Here is an 18,002-nt window from a genome sequence, read left to right as displayed (position 1 = left end):
CCCGGTGCACGGCCGTCCGCAGGATCGCCGGCCAGTGGCAGGGCGGCTTCCGGGCGGACGTGACCGTGCGGAACACCGGCACCGGGGCCCTCGGCGGCCTCCGGCTTCACCGGCTCCTGGTCGGGCTCCAACGGCGTCCCGAAGACCTTCACGGTCAACGGCGCGGCCCGCGCCACGGGCTGACGGCGTCCGGCCGCGGACCGGCCGGACGCCGGGGGGACCGGCCGGGGACGCGCGCCCCGGCCGGTCCCCCGCCCCGCGGGACGGGTAACGTCGGACGGCGAGGCGCCGTGGCCGGAACCGTACGGGGGCGGCGTCACGGACCCGTCGAACAGCGAAAGGCACGATGTGACCGACATCGAACGCGTCGGAGTAGTGGGCTGCGGCCAGATGGGCTCGGGTATCGCCGAGGTCTGCGCGCGGTCCGGGCTGGAGGTCAGGGTCGCCGAGACCACCGGCGAGGCCCTGGAGATAGGGCGCACCCGCCTGGTGAACTCCCTGGACAGAGCGGCCGGGCGCGGCAAGATCAGCGAGGCCGAGCGCGACGCCGCCCTGGAGCGGCTCTCCTTCACCACCGACCTGGGCGAGTTCGCCGACCGCGATCTGGTGATCGAGGCGGTCGTGGAGAACGAGCAGGTCAAGACCGAGATCTTCCAGATCCTCGACCAGGTGGTGACCCGCCCGGACGCCATCCTGGCCTCCAACACCTCCTCCATCCCGCTGGTGAAGCTGGCCGTGGCGACCTCCCGCCCGGACCGGGTGATCGGCATCCACTTCTTCAACCCGGCGCCGGTGCAGAAGCTCGTCGAGCTGATCCCCGCGCTGACCACCTCCGACGACACCATCGCCCGTGCCGAGGCGACGGTCACCAAGCTGCTGGGCAAGCACGCCATCCGCGCCCAGGACCGCTCGGGCTTCGTGGTCAACGCGCTGCTGATCCCGTACCTGCTCTCCGCGATCCGGATGTTCGAGTCGGGCATCGCCAGCCGCGAGGACATCGACAACGGCATGGAGCTGGGCTGCGCCCACCCCATGGGCCCGCTCAAGCTCTCCGACCTCATCGGTCTGGACACCGTCGCCTCGGTGGCCCGCTCGATGTACGAGGAGTACAAGGAGCCGCTGTACGCCGCCCCGCCGCTGCTCCAGCGGATGGTCGACGCGGGACGGCTGGGCCGCAAGACGGGCGCGGGCTTCTACACCTACGACTGACGGCGGCCGGAGGCCGGCGCCGGAGCCCCTGACCGTCCGGCGCCCGCCGGGCCTCGCGAACAGCGGCGGGGCGCCCCCTGTGAGGGGGCGCCCCGCCGTCGTGTTCCGCGGGCCGCGGACCCGGGCGCGCTACGCGCCGCGCAGCACCGCGCCGGTGCGCTCGACCGCCTCGGCCACGGCGGCCTCGCGGGCGGCGGTGGCCTCCTCGGCGGTCAGCGTCCGGTCGGGGGCGCGGAAGCGCAGCGCGTACGCCAGGGACTTCCTGCCCTCGCCGATCTGCTCGCCGGTGAAGACGTCGAACAGCCGCAGCGACTCCAGCAGCTCGCCCGCGCCGGTGCGCAGCGCCGCCTCGACCTCGGCGGCCGGGACGGAGGCGTCCACCACCAGTGCGACGTCCTGGGTGGCCACCGGGAAGGCGGACACCCGCGGGGCCTCCACGGGCCCGGTGGAGGCGCGCTCCAGCAGGTCCAGGTCGATCTCCATCGCGCAGGTGCGGGCGGGCAGGTGGAGCGCCTTGACCACGCGCGGGTGGAGTTCGCCGGCGTGCCCGACGAGCGTGCGCTCGCCGTCGATCCCGACGTGGAGCGCGGCGCAGCGGCCGGGGTGCCAGGGGGCGTACCGGTCGGCCGTCACGGTCAGCTCCACACCGGCCTCGCGGGCGACGGTGCGGGCCGCCTCGACGGCGTCGGCCCAGGTCGCCGGGCGTCCCCCGCCCCACCAGCCGGCCTGCTCGCGCGTCCCGGCCAGGACCACCGCGGCCAGGCGCGGCTGGTCGGGCAGCGCGGCGGTCAGCGCGGCGAGTTCCTCGTCCGTCGGGCGGCGGTCGACCGGCAGCCGGACGGCGGCGGGCTCCTCCCCGGTGGGGCGGAAGACCAGACCGGTCTCGAACAGGGCCAGTCCTCCCTGACCGCCCTGGCTGCCGCGCCCGTCGTTGCGCCGCAGTGCGGCGAGCAGTCCCGGCAGCAGCGTGGTGCGCAGCGCCGGCTCCTCGTCGGAGAGCGGGTTGGTCAGCCGCACCGTGCGGCGGCGGGGGTCGTCCTCCTCCAGGCCGAGCCGGTCCAGGACGGCGTCGCCGACGAACGGGTAGTTCAGCGCCTCGACGTAGCCGGCCCCGGCCAGGGCGCGTCCGACCCGGCGGTGCAGCCGCTGCCGCTCGGTCAGGCCCCGGCCCGAGGGCAGGCGCGGCAGGGTGGCGGGCAGGTCCTCGTAGCCCTCCAGCCGGATGACCTCTTCGGCCAGGTCGTTGGGGTCGGTGAGGTCGGGCCGCCACGAGGGCACGGTCACCGTCAGCTCGTCGGTGCCGTAGACGTCGCAGCCCACGTCCTGGAGGCGGCGTACGACGGTCTCCCGGCCGTAGACCACGCCCGCGACCTTGTCCGGGTGGTCGGCGCGCATCTTGACGGTGTGCGGGCCGCCGGCCGAGACGATCTCGGTGACGCCCGCCTCGGCGGTGCCGCCCGCCAGCAGCACCAGCAGGTCGACGGTGCGCTGGGCGGCGGCGGAGGCGGCCTGCGGGTCCACGCCGCGCTCGAAGCGCCGGGACGCCTCGGAGGACAGCTTGTGGCGGCGGGCGGTGCGGGCGATGGAGACCGGGTCGAAGTGGGCGGCCTCGATGACGATCTCGGTGGTGCCCGCGGCGCCCTGCGCGTCGGCGATCTCGGTGTCGGCGCCGCCCATCACCCCGGCCAGGCCGATCGGCCCGCTGTCGTCGGTGATGACCAGGTCCTCGGGGTGCAGCTCGCGCTTGGTGCCGTCGAGGGTGGTGAGCTTCTCGCCCGGCCGGGCGCGGCGCACCCCGATCGCCCCGTTGACGCGTGAGCGGTCGTAGGCGTGCAGCGGCTGGCCGAGTTCGAGCATCACGTAGTTGGTGATGTCGACGGCCAGGGAGATCGGGCGCATCCCGGCCTTCTGCAGCCGCCGCTGGAGCCAGATCGGGGAGCGCGCGTCGGGGCGCACCCCGGTGACGGTGCGGGCGGTGAAGCGGTCGCAGCCGAGCCGGTCCTCGACCGTCACCGGGTGGCCGTAGTCGTTGGGGACGGGGACGTCCAGCAGCGCCGGGTCCCGCAGCGGCAGGCCGTAGGCGGTGGCCGTCTCCCGGGCGATGCCGCGCATGGACAGGCAGTAGCCGCGGTCGGGCGTGACGGCGATGTCGAGCACCTCGTCGACGAGTTCGAGCAGCTCGATCGCGTCGGTGCCCGCCTCGTGCTCCGGCGGGAGCACGATGATGCCCTCGTGGTCGTCGCTCATGCCCAGCTCGCTGGCCGAGCAGATCATGCCCTCCGACAGCTTGCCGTAGGTCTTGCGGGCGCCGATCCGGAATCCGCCGGGCAGGCTGCCGCCGGGCAGGATCACCACGACCTTGTCGCCGACGGCGAAGTTGGTGGCGCCGCAGACGATGTTCTGCGGCTCGCCGGTGCCGTTGGCGTCGCCGACGTCGACCTGGCAGTACCGGATCGGCTTCTTGAAGCCCGACAGCTCCTCGATCGCCAGCACCCGGCCGACGACGAGCGGGCCCTCGAGCCCGGCGCCGAGCTGTTCGACGGTCTCGACCTCCAGCCCGGCGGCGATCAGCCTCGCCGCGACGTCGCGGCCGGTCTCACCGGCCGGCAGGTCGACGTACTCCCGCAGCCACGAAAGCGGGGCCCGCATCAGATCTCCATCCCGAACGGCCGGGTGAACCGGACGTCACCTTCGACCATGTCTCGCATGTCCTCGACGTTGTGGCGGAACATCAGCATCCGCTCGATGCCGAACCCGAAGGCGAAGCCGCTGTAGCGCTCCGGGTCCACACCGCACGCGGTGAGCACGCGCGGGTTGACCATGCCGCAGCCGCCCAGCTCGATCCAGCCCTCGGAGGAGCAGGTGCGGCAGGGGCGGTCGGGGTTGCCGACGGACGCGCCGCGGCAGGCGAAGCACACCATGTCCATCTCGGCGGACGGCTCGGTGAACGGGAAGTACGACGGGCGCAGCCGGGTGCCCAGGTCCTCGCCGAACAGGGAGCGGACCATGTGGTCGATGGTGCCCTTGAGGTCCGCCATGGTCAGGCCCTCGTCCACGGCGAGCAGCTCGACCTGGTGGAAGACCGGGGTGTGGGTCGCGTCCAGCTCGTCGGTGCGGTAGACCCGGCCGGGGCAGACGACGTACACCGGCGGCTCGCGGTCCAGCAGGGAGCGGATCTGCACCGGCGAGGTGTGGGTGCGCAGCACCACGCCGGACTCCTCCCCTCCGCCCGGCGCCTGGACGAAGAAGGTGTCCTGCATGGTCCGGGCCGGGTGGTCCGGGGCGATGTTGAGGGCGTCGAAGTTGAACCACTCGGCCTCGGCCTCGGGCCCCTCGGCGACCTCGTAGCCCATCGCGACGAAGACGTCCTCGATGCGCTCCATCAGGGTGGTCAGGGGGTGGCGGGCCCCGGCGGGGACTCGGTCGAAGGGCAGGGTGACGTCCACCGCCTCCTCGACCAGTACGCGCTCGTCGCGCTCGGCCTCCAGCTCCTCCTGGCGCTTCCTGAGGGCCTGGCCCACCGCTCCGCGGGCCTGGCCGACGCGCTTGCCCGCCTCGGCCCTGGCGTGCGGCGGCAGGGCGCCGATCTCGCGGTTGGCCAGGGCCAGCGGGGAGCGGTCGCCGGTGTGGGCGGCCTTCACCTCGCGCAGCGCCTCCAGATCTCCCGCGGCGGCGATCGCGGCGAGGGCCGCGTCCCGTGCCCGGTCGATCTCTTCCGGTTTCAGTGCCTCGACCTCGACAGGGTCGTACGACTTGTTGGGTGCCGACATCTCTTCCCGTGCTTTTCGGTTGGCCCGTGCTTTCGGTTGGCTGCTTTCGCGCTCCGCCTCGGCGCTCCGGCACCTCGTCTCGGCGGAGGCCTGGGCCCGGGCCGTTCGAGGGTGCCGGATGCCGAGTCTACGGCGCGTAACGGTGTCGCTCTGACGCGGAGGTGCCCGCGGGGCCTCAGGCCAGGAAGGCCGGAGCCCCTACGGGCAGGGTAAATCGGAACTCGGCGCCGCCCGCGGGCGAGCGGCCGACCGTGATCGTTCCGCCGTGGGCCTCGACGATGCCCTTGACGATGTACAGGCCCAGCCCGGTGCCGCCGCGCTTGCTGCCGCGCCAGAAGCGGGTGAAGACGCGGCTCATCGACTCCTCGGGGATGCCGGGGCCCTCGTCGCTCACCGTGACCGCCGTTCCTTCGTCGCCGCTCTTCGTCCGTGCCGGTGCCACTTCTATGGTGATGGTTCCCTCGCCGTGGCGCACGGCGTTTTCCAGGAGGTTGCCGAGGACCTGGTCGATCTTGTCGGGGTCCGCCCACAGCGCGGGCAGCGGCCGGGCGATCCGGCGGACGAACCGGTCCGGGTCCTGTCCGGCGGCGACGTGGGCCCGCAGGTGGCGGTCGACGGCGTCGGCCATGTCCACGGGCTGGCGCCGGATCTCCAGCCGCCCGGAGTCGATGCGCGAGATGTCCAGCAGCTCGGTGATGAGCCGGGTGACGCGGTCGGCGTCGGCGTCCACGGTCTCCAGCATCAGCCGCTTCTGGTCGTCGGTGAACCTCTCCCACTTGGCGAGCAGGGTCGCGGTGAAGCCCTTGACGGAGGTGAGCGGCGAGCGCAGTTCGTGCGCGACGGTGGCGATCAGTTCGGCGTGGCTGCGCTCGGTGCGCCGCCGGGCCTCGGTGCCGCGCAGGGTGACCACGAGCCGGTGGACCGGTCCGGTGCGGTACGGGCGGACGTAGCGGGCGGAGACCAGGACCTCCCGGCCGCCGGGCAGTAAGAGGTTGCGCTCGGGCTGGCCGGTGCGGATGGCGAGGCCGCCGTAGGGGTCGGTGAGCCTCCACCAGCGGCGCCCCTCCAGGTCCTCCAGCGGCAGGACGTGCTCGACGGGGCGGCCCAGCGCCTCGGCCGGGGGCAGTCCGGTGATGCGGGCGGCGGCCGCGTTGAAGCAGGCGACCAGGCCCCGGGCGTCGGCGACGACCAGCCCGTCGGGGAGGTCGTCGGGGTGCAGTCCGAGCCCGTCCGGGCCGAAGGCGGGGTTCCGCGGGCGCTCCGGGGCGCTCCGGGGCGCACCGCCGTCCCGTCCACCGGAAGTCCTCACGTCCACTCCCCGCTCACCCCCTTCGGGCCCCGGTCACGCCACCCTACTGGCCCGGCGTGACGGAGCGGCACCCTCCGGACGCGCGCTGCGCACGGGCCGACGCGTAGAGGCACACGGCCGCGGCGGTGGCGAGGTTCAGGCTCTCGGCGCGCCCGTGGATGGGGACGCGCACCACCTCGTCGGCCAGCGCGCGGGTCTCCTCCGGGAGTCCCCAGGCCTCGTTGCCGAAGATCCAGGCGGTGGGGCCGCCCATGCGCCCCTCGTCCAGTTCGGTGTCCAGGTCCCGTTCGCCCGCGCCGTCGGCCGCCAGCACCCGCACCCCGGCCTCGCGGAGCCCGGTCACGGCCCGTTCCACGGGGACGCCGACGGCGACGGGCAGGTGGAAGATGCTGCCGACGGAGGCGCGCACGGCCTTGGGGTTGTACAGGTCCACCGAGGCGTCGGTGAGCACCACGGCGTCGGCTCCGGCCGCGTCCGCGCAGCGCAGCACGGTCCCGGCGTTCCCGGGGTCGCGGACGTGGGCGAGGACGGCCACCAGGCGGGGGCGGGCGGCCAGCACGCGGTCGAAGGGCAGGTCGAGGAAGCGGCAGACGCCGACCAGCCCCTGCGGGGTGACGGTCTGCGAGAGTTCCGCGATCACCTCGTCGGTGGCGGTGCGGACCCGGGCGCCCGCCGCCCGGGCGGCGGCGACGATGCCGGCGTGCCGCTCGGCGGCCTCCGGCGTGGTGAACAGCTCGGTGAGCGTGGGCTCGCCGCCGCTGCGGTGGCCGACCGCCTCGCGCACGGCCTGGGGGCCCTCGGCGAGGAAGAGGCGTTCCCGGCCCCGGGTGTTGCGGCGGGCCAGCCGCCGGACGGCGGCGACGCGGGAGGAGCGCGGGGAGGTCAGTTCCGGTGCGGCGGCCATGGCGCGGCGTTCTCGCTTCTGGGCGTGGTTGTCTGCGGCGTGATGGTCTGCGGGGACGCAGGGCGGGGCGGGGCGGGGCGCGGTGGGGCGTGGCGCGGTGGGGCGGGCAAACGCCGGACCCGCGGGCGGCGGGGCCCGCGGGTCCGGTGACGTCCCGTGCCGTCGTCAGGCGGCCTTCGGGGCGTTGACGTCGCTCGGCAGCGCCTTCTGGGCCACCTCGACCAGCGCGGCGAACGCGTTCGGGTCGTTGACCGCGAGGTCGGCCAGGATCTTGCGGTCCACCTCGATCTCGGCGGCCTTCAGGCCCTGGATGAAGCGGTTGTAGGTGATGCCGTTGGCGCGGGCCGCGGCGTTGATGCGCTGGATCCACAGCTGCCGGAAGTCGCCCTTGCGGCGCTTGCGGTCGTTGTAGTTGTAGACGAGGGAGTGGGTGACCTGCTCCTTCGCCTTGCGGTACAGGCGGGAACGCTGACCGCGGTAGCCGCTGGCCTGCTCGAGGATCGCCCTGCGCTTCTTGTGGGCGTTGAGCGCCCGCTTGACGCGTGCCACGTGATTACTCCTTGTCGCGGGGCCGGCGCGGTGGTCCGGTCGCCGCTGTCGCGGCGCCGCCGGCCCGGGGGTTCGATGGGGTCCCGGTCTTCGAAGTCCTCCGCCCGCCGGATTCGGGGATCAGCGGGCGGCGGGGCTCACTTGCCCAGAAGCTTCTTGACCTTCTTGGCGTCGGCCGGAGCCATCTCGGTCTTGCCGGCGAGGCGGCGCGTCAGCGTGGACGGCTTGTGCTCGAGAAGGTGGCGGCGGCCGGCGCGCTGGCGCATCACCTTGCCGGAGCCGGTGATCTTGAAGCGCTTGCGTGCACCACTGTGCGTCTTGTTCTTCGGCATGTCGCCGTTCTCTCCTCGTCGGTGCCTCCCCCCGGAGCCGTTCGGCCCGGGGGGTGCCCCAGCATCGCCGACCGCGGGTCGGCGTGCGGAAGCGTCAGCTGTTTCGGTTGCTTCCGGGATCCGGGGATCCCGTGGTGATCCGGCGGCCGGCTCCCGGCCGCCGGATCATGCCTCGGCGCGTTCCTCGGCGGGGGCGTCGCTCTCCTGCCGGCGGCCGGCCTTGCGGGCGGCCTGCGCCTCACGGGCTTCGGCCATCGCCTCGGTCTTCTTCTTGTGCGGACCGAGAACCATGATCATGTTCCGGCCGTCCTGCTTGGGGCTGGACTCCACGAAGCCCAGGTCCTGGACGTCCTCCGCGAGCCGCTGGAGCAGCCGGTAGCCCAGCTCGGGACGGGACTGCTCACGACCGCGGAACATGATCGTGATCTTGACCTTGTCCCCCTGCTTGAGGAACCGGACGACGTGACCCTTCTTGGTGTCGTAGTCGTGCGGATCGATCTTCGGCCGGAGCTTCATCTCCTTGATGACCGTGTGCGCCTGGTTCTTGCGCGCCTCACGGGCCTTCATGGCCGACTCGTACTTGAACTTCCCGTAGTCCATGAGCTTGCACACCGGCGGGCGGGCGTTCGCCGCGACCTCGACCAGGTCCAGGTCGTACTCCTGGGCAAGCTCCAGGGCCTTGGCAAGCGGCACGATGCCGACCTGCTCGCCACTGGGACCGACGAGTCGCACCTCGGGGACGCGAATCCGGTCGTTGATGCGGGGCTCGGCGCTGATGGGGCCTCCTCGGTTGCACCACGCGGTTGCCTGGCGGACAGCCGCGCACGGTCTGTGTTTCGGTGTGACCCACCGGCCCAAGACGCGGAAAACGCCCCGGACGGGACGCAGGCGGGGCTCCACGATGACCGGGAGCACCGCCGCGGTACACCGCGGGGCGCAGCCTGACCGTTGACCCGCCGACCCTCAGGCCGGTCAGGTGGGAGCACTGGAGCCTCCACTTGCGGGCCGGATCGTGCCTCCCTCTCCGCGGGCGGCACGCGCCCACGGCGGGACGCCTGGTCCGGCCGGTCGATATCCCAGCATACCAGGGTCGGCCAGAAGCCCCTTCCGGAGTGCGAGGGGTGCCGTGCGCCCTTCCCGCCGGCGGGACCTAGGCTGGACCGAACCCGTCCAGCAGGAAGCGAAGAACGATGAGCGACACCAGCGGCGTCCCCTCCTCCCCCGAGCCCTCCGGGACCACCGGGAACCCCGGGGACCCCGAGGCCGGGCGGTCCCCCGGTTTCGAGTCGATGACCCGCGACATCGCGGACGTGCCCGCGGTCGAGGTGATCACCACCGTCGCGGTGCACCTGATGAGCTCGGCCGCGGTCAACCTCGGCCTGGCCGAGGGCGGCGAGGAGCACAAGGACCTCGACGAGGCCCGCAAGCTGATCAACGCGCTGGCCGGGCTCGTCACCGCCGCCGCCCCCGACATCGGCACCTACCACGCGGCGCCGCTGCGCGACGGCCTGAAGTCGCTCCAGCTGGCCTTCCGCGAGGCGTCGGTGGTGCCGGACGAGCCGGGCCAGGGGCCGGGCGAGAAGTACACCGGCCCGGTGCTGCGCTGACCGGCGCCCCTGACCGGACGGCCGCCGTCCGGTCAGGGGCGGTCGTACAGCGGCCGGCCCGGCAGGTCGCCGTCCGGCGGCAGCAGGGCCAGGTCCAGACCGCGCACCAGACGGGCCCGGAGCGTCTCGTCCTCCGCCAGCGCCGCCGCCACCCGCCCGGCGACCTCGCGGACCGGGGCCCCCGGGTCCAGACGCAGGGCCAGTACGCCGTCGGTGTCGCGGCCGGGGCCCAGCCGGGCGGCGTTCACGGCCGGCTCGGCGGCCAGGGCTCTGCGCAGCGCCTCGACGACGGCCGGGTCGCCCAGGGGATCGGCGACCTCCGTGCGGCCCTCGGCGAGGGCGCGCAGCGCGGGTCCGGTCAGCTGGTAGGTCACCGGCCCGGCCAGGTCCAGCACCAGGGTGTCGGCCCCCTCCTGGGCGAGGGCCTGGAGCGCCTGCCGCAGGGGCACGGCGACCGGGCGGGCGTCCGGACGCCACCGGGCGAGGCTGCCGGTGGAGGTGAAGGCGGGCAGGGCCCGGCGGCCGCCGGGGGCGTTGAGCGTGGGCACCGCCATGTCGCTGGTCTTCTCCCGGCGCAGCCCCTTCTCGTCGGTCTCCACCTCGCCCAGCACGGCGACCACCGGCACCAGCAGCCGGGCCCCGGCCAGTGCGGCCAGCACCCGGGGCTCGGCCGAGCGGTCCTCGGCCCAGGCGGCGAGCGCCGCGGCCAGCTCGGGGTCGGCGGAGCCGTCGTCGTCGGGGAAACCGGGGTCCGGGATGTTCTTGAGCGCCACGCGACGAGGGTAGACGAGGACGGCCGCCCTCAGCCCAGGGGCTCCCGTCCGGCCCGTCCCGACGTCCGGGCGCCGCGGTACAGCACCCCGGCGCACACCACCAGCAGCGTGCCCGCGGCCGCGGCGGCGGGCGCCAGCCGGCCGCCGGGCACGCCGTCGGAGGCCGGACCCGGGCCGAAGTACTCCCCCGGGTACGCCTCGGCCGCCGGCCGCTGCCGACGCGGCTCGACGCCCGCGCCCAGCTCGATCGCGGCGGCCGGGTTCACGATGCCGGTGCCCAGTTCGTCGCTGCGCCCGCCGGGCGGGGTGTCCCGGGCGGTCCCGGCGATCAGCTCCTTGACCTGGGCGGGGCTGAGGTCCGGGTGCGCGGCCCGGACCAGGGCGACGCAGCCGGAGACGAAGGCGGCCGCGGCGCTGGTGCCCCAGCCCTCGTAGTACTCGCCGTCGGGGTAGGTGATGACCACGTCGTCGCCGGGGGCGCTGACGGTGGCGTACCAGCGGCGGGTGGAGAAGGGCGCGCGGGCGCCGGTGCGGTCCACGGCGGTCACCGCGATCACGCCGGGGTAGGCCGCCGGGTAGGAGACCCGGTCGCCGTCCTCCCCGCCGTTGCCCGCGGAGGCGACCACCACGGCGCCCTTGCCCAGGGCGTAGCGCACGGCGGCGTCCTCTTCCGGGTCGGGGTGGGCGGAGGCGCTGTCGTCGCCGAGGGAGAGGTTGATGACGTCGGCGCCGTGGTCGGCCGCCCAGCGGATGCCCTCGGCCAGCGCGCCGCCCCGCTCCTCGCGGGCCCGCTTCCGCTGTGGGTCGCCGTCCTCCAGCAGCACCCGCACGGGCAGGATCCGCGCCTCGGGGGCGACGCCGAGGACGCCCTGGCCGTCGCCGGGGCCGTGGCCGCGCCCGGCGATGATCCCGGCCATGGCGGTGCCGTGGCGGGCCCAGTGGGGGTCCCCCTCGCGGGCGCCGAAGCCGATGAGGTCCCTGCCCTCCAGCACGCGGTCCCTCAGGTCGGGGTGCCCGGCGTCGACCCCGGTGTCGAGCACCGCGACGGTGACGCCCTCGCCCTTGGTGGTCTTCCACGCCTCGCGGGCGCCCACCGCGTCCAGGCCCCACTGCCGGTCGCGTATGCCGTCGGCGAGCGCCGCGGGGGCGGTGGCCAGGGAGAACGAGCCGAGCACGGCGAGCACCGCCAGGACGGCGAGCACGGCGGGGACCGCGGTGCGGCGGGCGCGGGGACGCCCGGGAGGGTGCGCGGAGGTGTTCGCGGAGATGTTCACGGAGGTGTCCGTCGCCTTCATCGGTCCTGTGCGGTTCCCCGGGCGGCGATGCGGCGCAGACCGCGCTCGACGCGGTCGGCGATGCCGCGGGCCTCGTGGCCGAGGCCGGCCTGGGCGGGGGCGTCGGTCCGGCCCGGGGCGACTGCCTCCTCCGCCGGCTGCGGGTCGCCGACGGTGCGGCCGTCGGCGAAGCCGGAGACGGCGTAGACCACGACCGGGACGTCGGTGAGGGGGCGGATCGTCCAGCTCGCGCGCTGGGCGTCGCCGAAGCGGGCGGCGGCGGTGCCGCGCGCGGGGTAGGGGCGGGGCATCAGGTCGGTGCGCCGCCGGAGGTCCTCGCGGTCGAACCGTTTCCGCAGGGCCCGCATGCCCTTGGCGTCCGCCTCGGTGAACAGCAGGCCGACCGTGGTGACGCTGCTGCTGGTCTCGTCCACGTAGGTGGCGCGCAGCAGGCGGGCGCAGCCCGCCGGTGCGAGCGCCTCGGCCAGCGTCGGGTCGAAGGCGCCCGCGCAGTCGCCGTCGGGGGCGACCGCGACGCGTGTCCAGCGCCGGTCGGCTCCCCCCGGCCCGGCCCCGTCCCCCTTCAGGGTGCGGGGGAACAGCGTGTCGACGGGTGTCTCGTGCCACAGCGAACGCGCCCGGGCGTAGCCGCCGGCGGCGCGCTCCCCGTCCCCGGTGAGCCAGGTCCCGGCCGCGGCCCCGCCGAGCAGCCCGAGGCCGAGGACGAGGCAGACGGCCGCGGCGGCCGTGCGGCCCGGCGGCCGCGCGGGCGGGGGCGGCACCGGGGCGGTGGGTGCGGCGGGAGGCTGCGGCGCGGGAGGCGGCAGGGGGGACCGGAGCGCCGGGGACGGCGGTCCGGTGGGTATGGGAGGCGCGCCGGCCGCCGTGCGCGGCGCCCCCGGCGCGGCGGCGGGCCGCGGTGGTGCGACGGGCGGGAGCGGAGCCCGGACCGGGTCGGCCTCAGTGCTCACCGGCACCCCCTCGTGGTCGAAAAGCCGCCCCGCCGGCTCCCGTGCGGGGCGGGCCATCGGTATTCCGGACATCACGCCCCGACCTGTGGCCGGCGGCGGTGTGCGCGTCACTCTACGGGCAGCGGGCATGGTCACGGCAACCCGCGGCCCGGCCGGGGCGCGGGTCCGGCCCGGCGCGGAACGCCGTACGGGAGGCCGGTACGGGGCTGTTCCCGGCGCGGCGGGCTCTGGCAAGCTGCCGGGGTGTCCGACACCACCGCCGGCACCACCGCCGGCACCACCGCCGACACCACCGCCGACACCACCGCCGACCGGGTCCGCTACGACCGGGCCACCGCCCACCTGGACGCACCGCTCGCCGTCGTCGACCTGGCGGCGTTCGACGCCAACGCCGCCGATCTGGTGCGCCGCGCGGGCGGCAAGCCGGTCCGGGTGGCGAGCAAGTCCGTGCGCTGCCGCGCCCTGCTGGAGCGCGTGCTGGCGCGGGACGGCTTCGCCGGGGTCATGAGCTTCACCCTCGCCGAGTCCCTGTGGCTGGCCCGTTCCGGGATCACCGACGTCCTGCTCGCCTACCCGTCCGCGGACCGGGCCGGGTACGCCGAACTGGCCTCGGACCCGGAACTGGCCGCGGCCGTGACCGTGGTGGTCGACGACCCCGCCCAGCTGGACCTGATCGACGCGGCCCGCGGCGGCGGGCGGGAGGAGATCCGGGTCTGCCTGGAGCTGGACACCTCCCTGCGGCTGCTCGGCGGCCGGGTGCGGATCGGCGCCCGCCGCTCCCCGCTGCACTCCCCCGGCCGGCTGGCCGCGCTGGCCCGCGTGGTGACGCGCCGTCCGGGTTTCCGGCTGGTGGGGCTGATGGCGTACGAGGGGCACGTCGCGGGCGTGGGGGACGCGCTGCCCGGGCGCCCGCTGCGGTCGCGCGCGGTGCGGCTGATGCAGGCCGCCGCGCGGCGGGAGCTGGCCGGACGGCGGGCGGCGGCGGTGCGGGCGGTGCGGGAGGTCGTGCCGGAGCTGGAGTTCGTCAACGGCGGCGGCACCGGGAGCGTGCAGCACACCGCCGCCGAGGATGCGGTCACCGAAGTGGCCGCGGGTTCGGGGCTGTTGATGCCGCGGCTGTTCGACCACTACACCTCGTTCGGGGGCCGGCCCGCGGCCCTGTTCGCTCAGCCGGTGGTGCGGCGGCCGGGCGTGGGCGTGGTGACGGTGCTCGGCGGCGGCTACCCGGCCTCCGGCCCGGCGGGACAGGACCGGCTGCCGGTGCCGTACCTGCCGGCCGGACTCCGCTACGACCCGCGGGAGGGGCCGGGCGAGGTGCAGACGCCGCTGCTCGGTCCGGCCGCGGACGACCTGCTGATCGGGGACAAGGTGTGGTTCCGGCACGCCAAGGCCGGTGAGCTGTGCGAGCGTTTCGACGCGCTGCACCTGGTGGAGGGGGACCGGGTGGTGGCGACGGTGCCGACGTACCGCGGTGAGGGCCGCGCCTTCCTGTGAGTCCCCGCCGGACCGCGGGGAGAGGGACGCGGGAGGTCCCCGGTGCGGCGTCAGACCGCCATGCCCGGACCCCGGGCGGCGCGGACGCCCGCCACGATCCGGTCCATGTCGCCGGTGTCCGGGGCGTCGGCGTGGACGTCGAAGCCCAGCCGCAGCAGGAGCATCGGGCCGCCGTTCCCGGGCGCGGGGAAGACCACCGACTCCACGTGGGCGTCCGGCCCGAGCCGGTTGGCGATCCGCCAGCGGACGCGGTACCCGCGCCGGCCCTCGACGGTGACCTCGCCGGAGGAGACGACCTCGTGGTCCTCGACCCCTCCGTAGGCGTCGGCGCTGTAGGACTCCTCGGCGTTGCGCGCGATGTCCTCCTCGGCGAGCTCCCGGGGGGTGGCGTCCGCCGGGCCGCCGGCGGGACGCAGGGAGACCCCGGCGCGGACGCAGGTGAGGGAGGAGTCGCCCGGGCAGGGGTGGGAGCCGGTCGAGAGCCAGATCCCCTGGCCGGTCCGCGCCTCGCGCCAGCCGTCCAGGAGGGGCAGGCTGACGCCGTTGGCCCGGTCGACCGCCCTGCCGGGGGTGCCGTCCCCGCCCCGGCCCCCGTCGTCCGCGCCGTCCTCCGTGCCGTCCGGCGGCCCGTCGCCGGGGTCCTCGCTCGGGCCGGGGGAGGCGTGGGGACGCGCCCGGTCGCCGTCGGAGCCGCCCGGGCCGCCGGCGCCGCCGAGCAGGAGCAGGCCCCCGGCTATGAGCGCGGTCACCACGACCGCGGCGGTGATGACGGCGGCCACCAGGGGGCCGTGCGACGGGCGTCCCCCGGGGTCGGGGAAGGCGTCCGCCGGCTCGTGCGCGTGCGGGGGGACACGGGTGTGCCCCGTCCAGGCGGAGCCGTCCCACCAGCGGTCGGACGCCGGCCCGGGGCCCGTGTGCCCGGGGTCCGGATACCAGCCGGGCGGTGTCGTCGTGCTCACGCCGTGCACAGTAGCGGCACCCGGTTCCGGGCGGCACGGGTGTGACGGCTCCGGACGGTCCGGCGGGGCGGACGGCCCGGGGTCCGGCGGTCGGGAGGGCGCCGGTCAGCGCGGCGGAACGGCTTCCGCGGCGGCGGCCAGCGCCGCGCCGAGCACGGCGGGCGCCTCGACCAGCGAGGGCCCGTACCAGGTCAGGTGCCGTCCGCTGACGAGCGCGGCGGGCAGGCGGGGGAAGGCCTCGGGGCCGTCGGCGGCGGTGAAGCGGTACGGCTCGTCGGGGAGGACGACGAGGTCGGCGCGGCCCGGCTCGTTCAGCTCCTCCACCGGGACCCGCGGATAGCGCTCGGGGTGCCCGCCGTAGGCGTTGCGGACCCCGAGACGGGCCAGGAGGTCGCCCGCGAAGGTGTCCCGGCCCAGCACCGTCCAGGGGCGCCGCCAGACCGGCACCACGGCGGCGGCGTCGGCGACGGGCCGCGCCTCGCGCCAGGCGGCGCCGGCCTCGTCCAGCCAGGCGGGCCGGGGCAGCCCGCAGCCGGCGGTGAGCACCCGCTCCAGCTCGGAGAGGGCCTGCGGGAGCGTGCGGATCTCGGTGACCAGCACCTCGATCCCGGCGGCCCGCAGCGCGGCGAGGTCGGCGGGGCGGTTCTCCTCCTCGTTGGCGACGACGAGGTCGGGGGCGAGGGCGGTGATCCGCTGCAGGTCGGGGTTCTTGGTGCCCCGTACGCGGACGGCGTCCAGGCCGGGCGGGTGGGTGCACCAGTCCGTGACCCCGACCAGCAGTTCCGGCGCGGTGGCGGCGACGGCCTCGGTCAGGGAGGGGACGAGCGAGACGACACGGCGGACGGTGGTGGTCACCGCGTCACCGTACCGGGACGGGTGCCGGGTTCGAGTGGCGGACCGGCCCGGGCGGCACGACGGCTCCGGTGGCGGCCCGCCGCCCCGCCGGCCGCTCCCGGCGGGGCGGCGGTGGGGTCACGTGCGGTCCGGGGAGGCGGGCGGGCCGAGGAGGGCGCGGTTCTCCAGGTCCGCCTCCATGGCGGCCACCGCCTCCTCGACGATCCGCTCCCGGGCGGCCAGCCGTCTGGCCTCCAGGTACGCCCGGCGCTCGCGGCGGAATTGGACGAGCGTGGCGGCGCACATGCCGATCATCACCACGCTGAACGGCAGCGCGATGATGATCGCCGTCGTCTTGAGCGTGTCGAGCGAGGCGGTGCCGGAACCGGATGCCAGCAGCAGCGCGATGGCGACGAGTCCCGCCGAGGCGGACCAGAACACCCTGGTCCACCTCGGCGGCTCGGGGGCGCCTCCGGAGGCCAGCGCGGCCACCACGTACGAGCCGGAGTCCGAGGAGGTGACGAAGAACAACACGATCAGCAGGATCGTCACGCCGGCCATGAAGGCGCCGCCGGGCAGGGTGTCCAGGAGCTGGAAGAGGGCGTTGTCGGTGCTGACCGCGCCGTCCTCGCCGATCAGCCCCTCGTCGTTGCCGAACATCTGGCCGTGCAGGGCCGAGCCGCCGAACACCGCGAACCAGAAGAAGGTCAGCGCGGTCGGCACCAGCAGCACGCCGGTGATGAACTCCCGGACGGTCCGGCCGCGGGAGATGCGGGCGATGAAGATGCCCACGAACGGCGCCCAGGAGATCCACCAGCCCCAGTAGAAGACGGTCCAGCCGCTCACCCAGCCGGTGCCCTCCTCACCCTGGGAGGCACCGGTGTCGAAGCTCATCCGCAGCAGGTCCTGCAGGTAGACGCCGACGTCCTGCACCAGGCCGCTGAGGATGAACAGCGTCGGCCCGGCGACCAGCACGAACAGCGCCACGACCGCGGCCAGCACCATGTTGATGTTGGAGAGCCACCTGATGCCCCTGGCGACCCCCGTCACCACGGAGACGGTCGCGATCGCCGTGATGGCGATGATCAGAACCACCTGGACGGCCTTGCCCGGGCTGTCCGCCCAGCCGAGGTAGTCCAGGCCGCTGGATATCTGCAGCACGCCCAGGCCCAGGGAGGTGGCCACGCCGAAGACGGTGCCGACGATCGCGACGGTGTCGATGACGTCGCCCCACCGTCCCCTGATCCGGTCCCCGAGGAGCGGTTCCAGCGTCCAGCGGATCGACACCGGGCGGCCCTTGCGGTGCACGGCGTAGGCCACGGCGAGGCCGACCACGACATAGATCGCCCACGGGTGGATGCCCCAGTGCAGGAACGTCTGCACCATGGCGAACTCCGCGCGCTCGGCCTCGCCCTCGCCCACGCCCGGCCTGGGGGAGGAGAAGAAGTTCAGCGGTTCGGCGACGCCCCAGTAGACCAGGCCGATGCCCATGCCCGCGGCGAAGAGCATCGCGAGCCAGGAACCCAGCCCGAACTCGGCCTCCTCACCGTCCTTGCCGAGCCGGATGTCGCCGTACCGGCCGATGCCGACCCAGAGCGCGAAGATCACGAAGAGCGACACCAGCGCCATGTAGTACCAGCCGAGGTCGCCGACGATCGCGGTGTGGACCTCGCCGACGGTCTCCGCCGCCCGATCCTGGCCGACCACGGCGAAGACGACGAAGGCGGCGATGACGGCGGCGGAGGGCCAGAACACCCCCGGAGTGATCCTCCCTCCTCCCCCGGTCTTCGGCGCCCGCTTCTGTCTCTCGCCCTGTTTTCCTGTTGCCTGTTGTGCTGTCACGTGCGCAATTCCTTTTGTTCTCAAGGGTGTTGACGGGCCGGTGGGGGGATGCGGCCCGGCGGGGGTCCCTGCCCGGACTCGGTCGTGTCATGCGTCACGAGTGGGTCTCCGTTCCGTGAAGGGCCGTTATCCGAAGGTTCGGAGCGATCCGCCGCGTCCGCGCGGCACGGCCCGG

General features: G+C 75.1%; 16 protein-coding genes. 3 read left to right on the top strand and 13 right to left on the bottom strand.

Features of this window, described 5'->3' with window-relative positions; translation table 11 throughout:
* Positions 1–348: 348 nt before the first annotated feature.
* The gene (locus ABD358_RS09760; protein ID WP_344630492.1) at positions 349–1,209 is read left to right on the top strand and encodes a 3-hydroxybutyryl-CoA dehydrogenase; all 861 of its coding nucleotides are present in this window, start codon (positions 349–351) and stop codon (positions 1,207–1,209) included.
* Positions 1,210–1,338: 129 nt separating this feature from the next.
* On the opposite strand, the gene pheT is transcribed toward ABD358_RS09760, so the two are convergent.
* From pheT to infC, 7 genes are all read right to left on the bottom strand, one after another.
* Positions 1,339–3,858: a phenylalanine--tRNA ligase subunit beta gene (pheT, locus tag ABD358_RS09755; RefSeq protein WP_344630491.1), complete on the bottom strand. Its 2,520-nt coding sequence runs from the start codon at positions 3,856–3,858 to the stop codon at positions 1,339–1,341.
* A complete protein-coding gene (pheS, locus tag ABD358_RS09750) occupies positions 3,858–4,979 on the bottom strand; it encodes a phenylalanine--tRNA ligase subunit alpha (RefSeq protein WP_344630490.1) in 1,122 nt (373 codons plus the stop codon). The genes pheT and pheS overlap by 1 nt, the downstream gene beginning before the upstream one ends.
* Before the next feature lie 175 nt (positions 4,980–5,154).
* Positions 5,155–6,294 (bottom strand): sensor histidine kinase, encoded by a 1,140-nt coding sequence (locus tag ABD358_RS09745; RefSeq protein ID WP_425576287.1) that lies wholly within the window; start codon positions 6,292–6,294, stop codon positions 5,155–5,157.
* 37 nt (positions 6,295–6,331) lie between these two features.
* Entirely contained in the window at positions 6,332–7,192 is an 861-nt protein-coding gene (locus tag ABD358_RS09740) for a TrmH family RNA methyltransferase (protein WP_344630489.1), read from the bottom strand.
* A 165-nt stretch (positions 7,193–7,357) separates the two neighbouring features.
* The gene (gene rplT, locus ABD358_RS09735; protein WP_031507618.1) at positions 7,358–7,741 is read right to left on the bottom strand and encodes a 50S ribosomal protein L20; all 384 of its coding nucleotides are present in this window, start codon (positions 7,739–7,741) and stop codon (positions 7,358–7,360) included.
* A gap of 137 nt (positions 7,742–7,878) precedes the next feature.
* Positions 7,879–8,073 (bottom strand): 50S ribosomal protein L35, encoded by a 195-nt coding sequence (gene rpmI / locus ABD358_RS09730; protein WP_045865535.1) that lies wholly within the window; start codon positions 8,071–8,073, stop codon positions 7,879–7,881.
* Between the two features lie 165 nt (positions 8,074–8,238).
* Entirely contained in the window at positions 8,239–8,931 is a 693-nt protein-coding gene (gene infC / locus ABD358_RS09725; protein ID WP_425576286.1) for a translation initiation factor IF-3, read from the bottom strand.
* Positions 8,932–9,263: 332 nt separating this feature from the next.
* Between infC and ABD358_RS09720 the strand changes: the two genes are divergently transcribed.
* Positions 9,264–9,680, top strand: coding sequence for a DUF1844 domain-containing protein (locus ABD358_RS09720; protein ID WP_425576285.1), 417 nt, complete (start codon positions 9,264–9,266; stop codon positions 9,678–9,680).
* A gap of 32 nt (positions 9,681–9,712) precedes the next feature.
* Here the strand turns inward: ABD358_RS09720 and ABD358_RS09715 are convergent, their stop codons facing one another.
* Genes ABD358_RS09715 through ABD358_RS09705 form a run of 3 tightly spaced genes read right to left on the bottom strand, consistent with a single transcriptional unit; the run spans position 9,713 to position 12,509 of the window.
* Entirely contained in the window at positions 9,713–10,453 is a 741-nt protein-coding gene (locus ABD358_RS09715; RefSeq protein ID WP_344630488.1) for an SseB family protein, read from the bottom strand.
* Between the two features lie 29 nt (positions 10,454–10,482).
* Positions 10,483–11,748, bottom strand: a complete 1,266-nt coding sequence (gene mycP / locus ABD358_RS09710; protein WP_425576284.1) for a type VII secretion-associated serine protease mycosin — start codon at positions 11,746–11,748, stop codon at positions 10,483–10,485.
* Entirely contained in the window at positions 11,745–12,509 is a 765-nt protein-coding gene (locus ABD358_RS09705; RefSeq protein WP_344630487.1) for a hypothetical protein, read from the bottom strand. Before ABD358_RS09705 ends, mycP begins: the two co-directional genes overlap by 4 nt.
* 531 nt (positions 12,510–13,040) lie before the next feature.
* Between ABD358_RS09705 and ABD358_RS09700 the strand changes: the two genes are divergently transcribed.
* A complete protein-coding gene (locus tag ABD358_RS09700) occupies positions 13,041–14,192 on the top strand; it encodes an amino acid deaminase/aldolase (protein WP_344630577.1) in 1,152 nt (383 codons plus the stop codon).
* A 50-nt stretch (positions 14,193–14,242) separates the two neighbouring features.
* Here ABD358_RS09700 and ABD358_RS09695 read toward each other — a convergent pair whose 3' ends face one another.
* From ABD358_RS09695 to ABD358_RS09685, 3 genes are all read right to left on the bottom strand, one after another.
* The gene (locus ABD358_RS09695; protein WP_344630486.1) at positions 14,243–15,151 is read right to left on the bottom strand and encodes a DUF2510 domain-containing protein; all 909 of its coding nucleotides are present in this window, start codon (positions 15,149–15,151) and stop codon (positions 14,243–14,245) included.
* A 105-nt stretch (positions 15,152–15,256) separates the two neighbouring features.
* Complete coding sequence (locus ABD358_RS09690) at positions 15,257–16,006, bottom strand: helical backbone metal receptor (RefSeq protein ID WP_344630485.1); 750 nt, start codon at positions 16,004–16,006, stop codon at positions 15,257–15,259.
* Positions 16,007–16,123: 117 nt separating this feature from the next.
* Positions 16,124–17,827 (bottom strand): BCCT family transporter, encoded by a 1,704-nt coding sequence (locus ABD358_RS09685; RefSeq protein ID WP_344630484.1) that lies wholly within the window; start codon positions 17,825–17,827, stop codon positions 16,124–16,126.
* Positions 17,828–18,002 lie beyond the last annotated feature (175 nt).

Source organism: Streptomyces glaucosporus (assembly GCF_039533345.1).
GTDB lineage: Bacteria > Actinomycetota > Actinomycetes > Streptomycetales > Streptomycetaceae > Streptomyces > Streptomyces glaucosporus.
The sequence above is the reverse complement of the archived record's forward strand: the minus strand, read 5'-3'. Positions and strand labels throughout refer to the sequence as shown.